This is a genomic window from Myxococcus sp. AM011 (assembly GCF_013372595.1).
Taxonomy (GTDB): Bacteria; Myxococcota; Myxococcia; order Myxococcales; family Myxococcaceae; genus Myxococcus; species Myxococcus eversor.
Genome location: NZ_JABXEM010000341.1, coordinates 1 through 10,413, shown reverse-complemented (window position 1 = coordinate 10,413; position 10,413 = coordinate 1). Strand labels below are relative to the sequence as shown.

General features: G+C 68.5%; 8 protein-coding genes and 1 pseudogene. 5 read left to right on the top strand and 4 right to left on the bottom strand.

Annotation, left to right across the window (positions count from 1 at the left end):
- The 5 genes from HUW62_RS42350 to HUW62_RS42330 form a co-directional block, all read left to right on the top strand.
- Window positions 1-301, top strand: a 301-nt coding sequence (locus tag HUW62_RS42350) for a peptidoglycan-binding protein (RefSeq protein WP_176437668.1), incomplete at its 5' end; no start/stop codon positions are given.
- A gap of 10 nt (window positions 302-311) precedes the next feature.
- Window positions 312-2,411, top strand: a complete 2,100-nt coding sequence (locus HUW62_RS42345) for a hypothetical protein (RefSeq protein WP_176437667.1) — start codon at window positions 312-314, stop codon at window positions 2,409-2,411.
- A gap of 32 nt (window positions 2,412-2,443) precedes the next feature.
- Window positions 2,444-3,994 (top strand): hypothetical protein, encoded by a 1,551-nt coding sequence (locus HUW62_RS42340; protein WP_368670623.1) that lies wholly within the window; start codon window positions 2,444-2,446, stop codon window positions 3,992-3,994.
- Between the two features lie 116 nt (window positions 3,995-4,110).
- Complete coding sequence (locus tag HUW62_RS42335; protein ID WP_176437665.1) at window positions 4,111-4,629, top strand: cytochrome c-type biogenesis protein; 519 nt, start codon at window positions 4,111-4,113, stop codon at window positions 4,627-4,629.
- A gap of 3 nt (window positions 4,630-4,632) precedes the next feature.
- Entirely contained in the window at window positions 4,633-5,607 is a 975-nt protein-coding gene (locus HUW62_RS42330; protein ID WP_176437664.1) for a tetratricopeptide repeat protein, read from the top strand.
- An 88-nt stretch (window positions 5,608-5,695) separates the two neighbouring features.
- Here the strand turns inward: HUW62_RS42330 and HUW62_RS42325 are convergent, their stop codons facing one another.
- The 4 genes and pseudogenes from HUW62_RS42325 to HUW62_RS42310 form a co-directional block, all read right to left on the bottom strand.
- Complete coding sequence (locus HUW62_RS42325) at window positions 5,696-6,268, bottom strand: tRNA-uridine aminocarboxypropyltransferase (protein WP_163870577.1); 573 nt, start codon at window positions 6,266-6,268, stop codon at window positions 5,696-5,698.
- A 45-nt stretch (window positions 6,269-6,313) separates the two neighbouring features.
- Complete coding sequence (locus HUW62_RS42320) at window positions 6,314-7,648, bottom strand: hypothetical protein (protein ID WP_163870578.1); 1,335 nt, start codon at window positions 7,646-7,648, stop codon at window positions 6,314-6,316.
- Window positions 7,645-9,711, bottom strand: coding sequence for a hypothetical protein (locus tag HUW62_RS42315; protein WP_368670622.1), 2,067 nt, complete (start codon window positions 9,709-9,711; stop codon window positions 7,645-7,647). The genes HUW62_RS42320 and HUW62_RS42315 overlap by 4 nt, the downstream gene beginning before the upstream one ends.
- Window positions 9,712-9,835: 124 nt before the next feature.
- Window positions 9,836-10,413: pseudogene (locus HUW62_RS42310) on the bottom strand (hypothetical protein); the annotation flags it as partial.

Below are 10,413 nucleotides of genomic sequence, written 5' to 3'. Positions count from 1 at the left end.
TCGCTATCCCCCGTCCATTTGCGCGGGTGACTTCATGGACACGCGCGCCCCTGCGGAGTCCCCGCCCGACCTGCTGAGCTGGGCACTGCACCTAGAATCTCCCGCGACGTTCGACGCGGACGCGATGACGGCGGCCCAGGAGCGATTGCACAACCTGGGCTTCCTCATTGAAGGCGAGCGCGGCGCACCCGGCCCCCGCACTCGCGCCGCAGTGCGCGCCTTCCAGCGCCACCATGGACTGACAGAGACAGGGCAGCTCGCCGACGTGCAACGCGAGCTGATTCGCCGCCACGACACCTGAGCCTCCCGCCATGGCACGCCTCGCACTCTCGGCCCATGTCGCGCTCACTCCTCCCAGTGGACGCAATCGCAACCGGCTCCGTCTCGCCAGCTTCGGCGTCACGGACTTCCGACTCTCCATCCCCGGTGGCGCGACGTCGCGCTTCCACCGCCCGGGACTTCCTTCAAATACTCCCGAGGCTCCCGAAGATGACTTCCACTTCGTGCCCGAAGTGGAGCCCGCGGAGCTGACGTACCAGCTCTCCAATGACGCCAACCTCGTGCGCGTCGGGCGCCTGGAGCTGTTCACCCGCCACGCGAAGAAGCCCCTGTGGACGCGAGACCTGTCCGCCGAGGAGCTCACGGGCGGCGAGCACCGCCTGCCCTGGGACGGCACCGTCACCGCGTGCGAGGCCTTTCCCGACGGCGTCGTCACCGTGGAGCACTCGCCCTACAAGCTCAAGCTGACGCTCCAGGGCTCGGGCCTCGCTGAGTGCCCCGTGGCCTGGACGTACTTCCATGTCCTGGTGGATGGGATTGAGCTGGAGCTCGGCGACTCCCGCGTGCTCTCGCGCCAGAGGGACCGCGACGTGGCCACCGCGCTCGGACGGCTTCCCTCCGAAGCGGAGCGCGCCGAGATACGCCTCGTCAGCAACCTCTTCAAGACGCGCAGCGCGGAGATGGGAGACGACACCGACTTCCAGCAATACCGTCGCGCCTGGGGCATGGGCCCCGACGTCCCCATCTTCGCCCGCGCGTGGCTCAAGGACTCACGGAACCGGCGCGTCGATGCACCTCGCGCGCTCGGCAAGGTGCGCTTCCTCTGGGACTGGGAGGACGAAGCCGAGGACCTCACTTCTCACTCGCCGCTGGCCCGCGCCTATCTGGAGCACGCGCTGGCGCGCCAATGCCAGACATCGCGCCCCAAGGGCGACAACGCGCATCGCGACGTGGGCGGCAAGCGGGGCCAGCCCAGCGCCACGGTGTTCCCAAGGCAGACCGGTTACACACCCCGGGCCGAGCCCCAGGACGGTGAGTTCCCCTTCCGCGTCGTCCCCTGCACGAAGCGCAAGTGGGCGGCGTACAGCCTGCCGTGGACGAGCGGCGCCTTCGCGGGACGCACGGGCGTGTTGTTCCAGCCCTCGCGCATCGCCGGAGATGCGTGGCGCGTGACGGTGCAGCTTGCCTATGACAAGCGGAAGGATGGCGGTGTCGTCCTGGACGTGGAGGACGACGCGCCCCTCCCCGCCGCCGTGAGAGCCCGCACCGGCATCTTCGAGTCCTGGCGCGAGGTCCACATCGCCCGGGTCCTTCGGAAACATCCGAGTGTCGTCGGCGTCAGTCTGGCGGACGTCCAGCAACGCTTCGCCCGGGCCTTCCTCCGACTGGAAGACCGCAGCGGCGGCGTCACCGCGATGGACGCCCTCACCTACAACGCACGCATCGCCCGTGCCGTCGCCGCCATGCCGCCGGAGGTCCGCGCCGCCATCGACCCCTTCGTGGACCAATACGCCGCGGGCCCGCATGCCCTCACATTTCGCACCTACCCGAACTTTCTCGACGAAGTGAAGCGGCGGCGCGGCGGAAGTCGCACGCTTGTGTCTCGTTGGCTTCTGCCCGGCGCAATCGCGAGCACGGACAACAAGGAACACGCGTACCATCGTCTCTGTAAGGACTGGGCGAAGAGCATCCTGGTCATGGCCTTCGACGAGCCCACCGGTGACACGCCAGGCATCGTGCTCTTGCAGTTCGACGGCCTCTACAACCTGGAGACAGAACCCGGGGGCAGTCGAGTCAATGGATTCTCCCAGGAGTTTCCCACGCAGGACCGCGCTCGCTGCGCCGTCGTGCAATGCGGAACCGCGAGGAACTACAGGGGCGGGGCCAACTCGCTCGTGCAGACCATTGCCCACGAGGTCGGCCATCAACTCTTCCTGCCGCATGCCCCCTTCCCCATCCACCGCGTGCCCACGGGAGCCGTGGTTGAGCAACATGACCAGGACGGGACTGACTGTCTGATGGGTTACGACTTTTCGGTGGAGCGAAGGTTCTGTGGCATGTGCCTGCTACGACTGCGGGGCTGGAACAAACAAGCGCTGAGCAGCATCGGAAGTCGGAACGCCCGGCCATGAGCCCGATTCTCCTTTCCTGCCACGTGGTCCTCGTGTCGATCACGCTCGCGAGCACACCGCCCCGCCCCACCGCGGGCACGCCGAGCACTCCTGCTGGAGGTTCCTCCGTGCGCATCCAGTTCAAGCTGTCCAAGGAGCGCTTCACCGCCATCGAGGACCGCAGCCTGCGCCTCACCCTGCGCAACGAAGGCACCGCGCCGGTGGAGCTGGCGGACCCCTTCCGCAACTCCGATGCCACGCTCACGTACACGCTGACGGGCCCCGAGTATCCCCAGGGCCGCAGCGCCAACGGACGCGAAGTCACCCTGCGCAATCCAGACAACGCCGTCGGGCCCGAGGCCGCCCCGCGCGTGCGGCTCGGCGCGGGACAAGCGCTCGAGTCCGTGCTGGAGCTGCACGAGTGGCTCCCCGTCACCCAGCCCGGCCGCTATCGCCTGGAGGCGCGGCTGGAGCAGCCGTCCCTCACGGTGAAGTCCACGCCCGTCGAGTTCGACATCGTCGCGTCCACGCCGGGCCCCGCGTCCCTGGGCTGCGACGTGGCCGCCGGATATCACAGCAGCGTCATGGCCACGTGGATCCAGGACATCGAAGGTCGGCCGATGCTCGTGGCCGGCGTCTACGCGGACGCGACGGACGACAGCGAGTGGGGCGTGCGGTGGCGACCCGCGACGATACTAGGCCCCGTCGAGCCCGGCTCCAGCGATGCCCTGGCACCGTGGTCCAACAACACGCAGGGCGCGCCGTGTGTCGACTGGGTGGTCTGGCGCAACGGCGCCTCGGTCATGGCGCTGGCCTCGCCCGCCACCACCGAGCATCCGTTCCGCATCGACCTGGAAGCGCCTCCCGAGCACCTGGTGCGCCCACCGCTCCAGACGGCCTCTGGAGCGCTCTTCATCCCCGTCATCGCCGCGGGCGGGCGCGAGCTTCGCATGCTGCGCTTCCACTCCACGGTGGATGCGACGGAAGTCACGCCCGGGCGCGAGGTCGGACGCGTGCGCCTTCCGGCACGGCCTGTCGCCTCGCGTGCCACCATCCAGCCCGACTCGATGGGTGACGCCATCAGCGTGGTGCTCGTCGATGACACCTCCGAGGGGTTGGACCTGCACCTCGTGCGCACCCGACCTGGTGGAGGGCTCACCCGCGTGGCCAGCACGCGCCTGCCCGGGTTGAGCGCGCTGCCTGGCTCGGAGCCGGGATTGTGGATCGACCCGGCGGGGCGGCTGAACGTCGCGCTGATCGCCCTGTCCTTGAAGCACCCGCGCAGGGCCATGCTCGCGCAGGTGCGCTACCGGCCGGATGGAAGACTGGAGGCGCCTCCTCGGGTGAAGGCCGTGGCGGAGCTCCCCGCGCCTGCTCGCGCGGCCATCGCCCGGTTCCACCCGGAGGACCTCCGCCAGGGGGCGCTGTTCTGGGCCATCCTGCTGGAGGATGGACGCCTGCTGAGCCCCTCCAGCCCGAAGCAGGAGCGCCTGATGACGCCCCGGCATCCGGTGGCCCTGCCGCTCGAGCTGTACCCCGCCCGGGACACGTATGTGCTCACGGTGGACCCGGTGCTGGGAGCGGCGTTCGAGCAGCTGCGCTGACGCCGTGACGGATGCCCACCTACAGCCCAGGCGGCGGGGCGGGCGTCCGGCGCTCAGGTTTCGCTGTCCAACACAGGCCCGGTAGCGCTAGGTAGAGACGGCTCCCGGGAGTTCCGATGACCGCCGCCCTGCTGTCCCTGACCCTTGCATTCGGCCTCATCACCGGCCAGTTCGCGCCCCAGCAGGGGGCGAGCGAACCCCTCGCGCCCGAACTCGAGGTCCGCGTCCAGAAGCTCGGCAAGACGTTGCGCTGCGCGGTCTGCCAGGGCCTCTCCGTCTCCGACAGCCCCTCCTCCATGGCGCGCGCCCAGCTCGACATGGTCCGCGAGCTGGTCTCCGAGGGGAAGAGCGACCAGGAGGTCATCGACTTCTTCGTGTCCCGCTACGGCGAGTGGGTGCTCCTGGAGCCCAAGGCCGAGGGCTTCAACTGGTTCGTCTGGCTGGGCCCCGTCGCGCTCCTGATGGTGGGTGGGTTCGTCATCTGGAGACAGGTCCAGCAAGGGCCGCCCGCGTCACAGGTGCCCGCCACGGCGGCCGACACGGCCACGCCTTCCGCCCCCACGCCGGGCACTTCTACCGCGGCGGATGACGCCGACCCCTACCTCCAGGCCGTGCGCCGGGAGCTGGAGCGCTAAGCCATGCAGCAACAGCCGACCAACTGGTTGCCCGGTATCATCGTCCTCGCCGTGGCCTTCGTCGCCGCCGCCGCGTGGCTGCTCTTCATGCGCCGCAAGGGCGCGCTCTCCACGCCCGAGCCCAAGGATGGCGTCCTCGATGACTTGAGCCAGCGCGCGCAGTCGCTCATCGACCAGCTCCGCACGCTGGAGGCCGACAAGCACAACCTGGCCGCCGAGCAGTACGCCACGGAGAAGTCCCGCCTGGAGCACGAGGCCGCCGCGGCCTTCCGCGCCAAGGACGAGCACCTCAAGCGCAAGGCGGCCAGTGGTGGTGAGCCTCGGGCCCGGACGCACCAGGCGCCCGCGCCCACGGGTTGGTCGGCGCGCAATCCGCAGTTGTCGGGCGCGCTGTGGGGCGCCGGCATCGTCCTGTTCTTCGGCGGGCTGGGCTACCTGCTCGTCTCCGAGCAGCAGGCGCGCACGGATGGTCAGGAGGCCACGGGCCGCATGCCTCCGGGTGCTCCCGCGCAGGCGCAGGGCCAGCAGGGCGGCATGATGGGTTCGCAGCAGGAAGGCGCGGAGATGACCGAGGCCCGCGCTCGGCTGGAGACGAACCCGTTCGACCTGGACGCCGCGTCCATGCTCAGCCACGAGTTGATCCGTCGCCAGGCGTTCGACGAGGCCGCGACGGTGACGGCCAAGGGCCTGGCGGTGGACCCGTTCCACGTCGAGCTGCGGGTGCACCGTGGCGTGCTGCGCGCCACCCGGGGAGACCTGGAGGGCGCCGAGGCCGAGCTGACCGAGTTGGTCAACACGTGGCCCGACGCGCAGGAGGCGCTCATCTTCCTGGGAAGTCTGGCGCTGCGCCGCGACGACAAGCCCAAGGCGCTGGAGCACTTCGAGCGCTTCTCCGTCGAGGTGCCGCGCAACATGCAGCCTCCGCAGCTCGGGGCCGCCATCGCGCAGCTCCGCTCGGAGATCTCCGCGATTCCGTGAGGGACCTGGGCTTCCTCACGGGAAGCCCCTGGGGTTGAAGTCGCTGTTGATTCGGGCCCGTGAGTGGACGGGCTCGATGCGACGCACGTCAGTTGAGCGTGCCGCACTCGGCGATGCGCTGCACCCGCAGCGCGGCAAGACGCTCCAGCTCCGCCGCCGCTTCGGGTCCTTCCAGCATCGCCACCGCGCGGGCAATCGCGTCCAGGGTGGACATCCCGGACGGGTGCGTGGGCTCGCGGAGCATGAGCATCCCGGACTCGGGCGCGGGGAGGACGAGTCTGGGCAGCGTCCGGAGCACGGGGATGCGCTGAGACATCCGCCGGGCCTGGGACCAGCTCCCATCCAGCACGACGAGCTGTCGGGGCGCGGGAGCATCCGGCGGTGCCGGAGGACCATCCGGGAAGAGCATCCACGTGCCCGGCTCGGAGAGGACGGCCGTGTCGAAAGACTCGTCCGGTGCGCCGTAGGTGAGCAGCTTCGCGTTCGACAGGGCCAGCGCGGCGACACGCCCGGTGTTGCTCTTCTTCCATGTCTCCACGACGTGCTGGAGCAGGACGATGCGGGTGCGCGTCTCCACCCGGGGAATCTCGGCGCAGAGGCACAGGTGCTGCGAGAGGTTGCAGCGGTCACAACGGGGCCGGCGGAAGACAGGGACAGACATCCTCCCGCATCCTGTTCCGTGGGCCGGGCGAAGAGAAGCGCTCGTTCAGTCCCGGTGTCTTTCCGCCTCCCGGAAGAACTGGGTGAGCGAGTAGTCCAGCAGCGACTTGTGTGACTGCATGTATCGACGAGCCCGGAGGAAGGGCAACCAGACACGCGTGCCGACGCTGACCTGGGACTCCTCCAGCTTCTGGCGCGGAACCCACGTTCCGCCCAGCCGTCGGACCAGGATGCCGCCCAGATAGGCGCCCAAGGCCGGCACGGTGTGCTCGTCGATGAGCTCTCGCGTGTAGCGCTCCGGGAAGTTCTCTCTCCAGAAGTAGAAGTCGAGGTCCGTGAGAGACTCGGGCGTTGCTTCGAAGATGCTTGGCACCTTGGTATGCAACGCCGCCACGAGGCTTTCAGACAGGTCGCCGTACTCGTCTCGGACGCGCTCCGGGCCTTCCACGTCCGCTGGAAGCACGGCTGGGAGCCACTCGTCTGGCACGGGCGGCCGGAAGGCGTTGAGCTCAGCAATCTTCCGCTGCCGCTCGCTGATGGCGACCTCATCTGGCAGCCGTGACAGGAGCGGGGCCAGGTCCGCGTGGAAGCGAGGTTCCACCGGAGCAAGCGCGGCGCTGCGCTCTTTCAGGGTGCGCAGCACCGTGTCGAAGTCGAGGTCCGGTCGGAGGTGGACATGCGCGCGGGCCTGGACCCCGCGGGCCTCGTCACTGGCGAAGTCGGCGGCAGTGGGCCACAGCACCAAGAGGACGGAGCCGTTCGGAAGTTCTTCCACGAGGTGCGCGGGAGTCGAAAGCATCCTCTCGCGGCCTACCGTCTCCACCAGCTTCGGGCCGAAGACGTTGAGCCAATACAGCTCGTAGATCTTGTCGAATCCGTCGCGCTGTTCGGTCTCATCGTCACGGCCGAAATTGGGCGCGCCCGACAACTGATCGTCGGCCATGCTGTGCGCCAACGTATATGAAGTCGGGTAGCGCGCAGCCCACGAGCGAACCAGTTCCACGAACATGCTGCACCGCTCAGAGCCGGCGAAAAACGAAGTGGGTTGAACATATAGACTGATGTTCAAACGTGGCCGTCGGGTAGCGAACCCGACGTATAGCGTCATGGATACAGCCGGAAAAGACGAGCGGTACAGTTCGATGGAGGTACTCTTGTCTCGTCGCTCTTCGGCTAGCGCCTCCCATATTGAATCACGCGAGTACTTACGCTTTCGCTTCCCTGCGACGACATCCGGCATCCAATCGCCCGCATACTCTTCAAGTGCCTGAAACATGAGTGCAAGCTCATGTTCAAACGGGGCCTGATGGTCGAAGGTTCCCTCGAAAGAAAGTCGCAGGCTGTCTTGTGCGTCCAAGTCTTTCAGGGTCAGCGATTTCATCGAAACAGAACCTCCACTCCCTCTACTTCGCCCTTGACGGCATCCAAGGCAGTCCTCAATTCACGAACGTCTGCGGGTTTGAGCCTACCACCCTCGTAGACCAATCGAACCCTCTGCACTTCTACCATCCGCTCAAGCCCTGGCCTGCGGATGTCCAGCTTCTCGCCGTAGTACCTCCAAGCATTACGCGCGTCCGCGGTCATCAGCGAAGCCAGCGCGTTCGGAGCCAGCGAACTCAGGTCTCGGCTCTTGAAGCTGAAGGTCTCCACACGAGGTGACTGACCAGGAGGAGGTCGCGCCTCGATGACGAGCACGTCCGCGAAGCGCAGGTCCGCCTTCGCCACCCCCACGTGCGTTTCGATGCGGGGCTTCTCGAAGTCCTTGAGCCAGCGCCGCTGCGCCCGCGGCAACGCCGCATCTGCCTCCAGGAGGACGACCATGTCCCGCTCGAAGGCCAGGCCCCGCACAAACAGATCGCGCACGAACTGGTAGCCGGCCCACTGCAGCGGTCCCTTGGACGCCATGCCCTGCTCGATTTCGGCGGCCCTCTTCTCCAGATAGAACAGGTAGTCCGACCAGTGTGGATGCACCTCGGCACCAGGAGGCGCGGTTTTCAGGAGCGCCTCGCGATGTTTCTTCAGGGCAGCCACGTCCATCGACAGGCGTGCCCCTCCAGCCTCGGACTCCACCTGCCGGAACTTCGCCTCCGCCACCTCGGCGGGGATGCCGACCGACTCGGGCGGCAGCGAGGGCCTGCCGCTTCTCGTCCCGGCTCCGCCCCTGTTTGACGTGCCCCTCGAAGGCCCGCCATACCGCACCGCCAACGTGGCCTGCGCTTGAGCTGGGTTGCCTCGTGCCTCATGGAGGGCCAGCGCCCCGGCCTCGCCCCACTCCGCCACCAGGAGCGCCGCCTCCCGGCTTTGCTGGACGTGACGGGCCAATTCGCTCACCGCGCTCCCGCCCGCCTGCGCCTCCAACCTGTCGAGCACGGTCTTCAGCGCTTCCGCGCGAGACACTGTCGCCTGGAGCCGCGCCCCCTCCCTCCTCGCGAAGCCAGCTTCACGGAAGGCGCGCGCGCCCGTTCCTCCCGCGTACAGGCCCACCATGAGGGCCGCGGGCGCCAACTGCCGCGTGGCTGCCTCGTAGTCTCCCTTCGCGAGTGAAGCCCCGCCTTGCGCCGTGCCGGCCGCCAACGCGTAGAAGCCCAGCGGCACGCCGAAGGTGAGGTGGTCGAACGACGCCAGGGCCACGTTGCCTGGCGCGAAGGCCCCCAGGTACTGCGCCTTCTCCACCGCCCAGTACGCCTCGCGGTACGGCGGCGGTAGCTGCCGAGGCAACGAGGAGGCCTCCACGCTTCGACTTCCACCGACAAGGGGAATGGACGAGGCGACGTCATCCGCTGCCTTCCCCAGTCCCCGTGCGATATCGCTGGCGCGGAAGTCCCTCTCCGAGAAGTCCTCCAAGCGCAGGCCCCTCCACTGCAGCTCCGCGTGGACGCCCTCCATGCCTCCCAGGGCGCGCTTCAGCAGCTTGTCCTCGGCCAGCAGGCGCAGCACGTCCCGCACCTCGTCGTCGAAGGCCGTGTGGAGGACGAAGAGGGCGAGGACCTCCGCCTGGCCCAGGCCGTACTTCTCGGCGGCGGTGGCGAGGAAGACGACACGCTTCTTGAGGAGAACACTGGCGGCTTCGCCTTCCAACGGGCCCAGCGCGCCCAGCCGGACGGCGTTCCAATCCGAGAGGGACGCCACCAGTTGGGGCATGTCCACCGTGCGCTGCAAGGCCAGGAAGGCCGCGGGCGTGGTGCACCCCAGGAAGGGCGCCAGCACCTCCTCGTCCGTGGACAGGAGCGGCCATCCAGAGGGCACCTCTCCACAGGCGACAGACCTGACGTCGACGACGGGCAAGGCCGACGTCTCACCTCCACTGCGAACCACTCCCGGAGCAACTGACGGGGCTCGACGGCGGTGCAGCAACGGCCCGACTTCGGCCTCCACGTTGGAGACGTCCTCGGGCGCGTCATCTCTTGGAAGGCTCGCGACGGCGCTGTTCCCCAGCGCCGACATGGGCATCCGGGACGAGAGGGACGAGAGCGTTGCCCCCGGCCCATTCCGAGCGGGCCTCGATGCACACCCCACGGTGAGGAGCGCCACAACCAACGACAGGCCGACTCCGCTCCACGGCAGCCGATCAGCGCGCATTGTCCACCCCCATTCCCACGGCCGCGAACGCCCCCGGCCGCAGCGTCCCTTCCATCGTGGGAAACAACAGCGTGCCGCCCTGCCCCATCGCGTACAGCCGCCCTCCGAGGAATCGCCACCGCGCCTCACCCGAGACGAGGTAGCGCGCTCCCGCCTGGCCCATGCCTGTCGCCTGTCCCCTCAGTCCCAGACTCAAGTCCTGACGGAGGAATCGCGCCTCCACGCGCCCATCCACGTCGACCCGGCCCCAGGTGAAGGTCTCCACGCCCAAGGAGAGGAAGAGGTGTCGCCGCCGCATGCCATTCAGGAGCACCGCGTCCCAACCGAGAATCACCTCGCCGTAAACCGAGGCTCCCTCCGGAAAAGACGCCTCCGCCAGCGGCACCGCGGACGGGCCAGCCACCTGGAAGCGCGACAGCTCGTAGTCCGGACCGAAGGCGCCCTGCCGGAATCCTCCGCGTTGCAGGCGGCCCTCCAGGCGCGCTCGCACCTCCAACGTCGGCGACACGGCCTCCACTCCCAAACCCGCCACCGCGCCCCACGCACCGCCCTCACCAGGTCGTCCGC

Bases quoted from the DNA above. Each gene is read 5' to 3' on its own strand.
- HUW62_RS42315 (WP_368670622.1), bottom strand. From the start codon at position 9,711: ATGTCGGCGCTGGGGAACAGCGCCGTCGCGAGCCTTCCAAGAGATGAC.
- HUW62_RS42345 (WP_176437667.1), top strand. From the start codon at position 312: ATGGCACGCCTCGCACTCTCGGCCCATGTCGCGCTCACTCCTCCCAGT.
- HUW62_RS42320 (WP_163870578.1), bottom strand. From the start codon at position 7,648: ATGAAATCGCTGACCCTGAAAGACTTGGACGCACAAGACAGCCTGCGA.
- HUW62_RS42330 (WP_176437664.1), top strand. From the start codon at position 4,633: ATGCAGCAACAGCCGACCAACTGGTTGCCCGGTATCATCGTCCTCGCC.
- HUW62_RS42335 (WP_176437665.1), top strand. From the start codon at position 4,111: ATGACCGCCGCCCTGCTGTCCCTGACCCTTGCATTCGGCCTCATCACC.
- HUW62_RS42325 (WP_163870577.1), bottom strand. From the start codon at position 6,268: ATGTCTGTCCCTGTCTTCCGCCGGCCCCGTTGTGACCGCTGCAACCTC.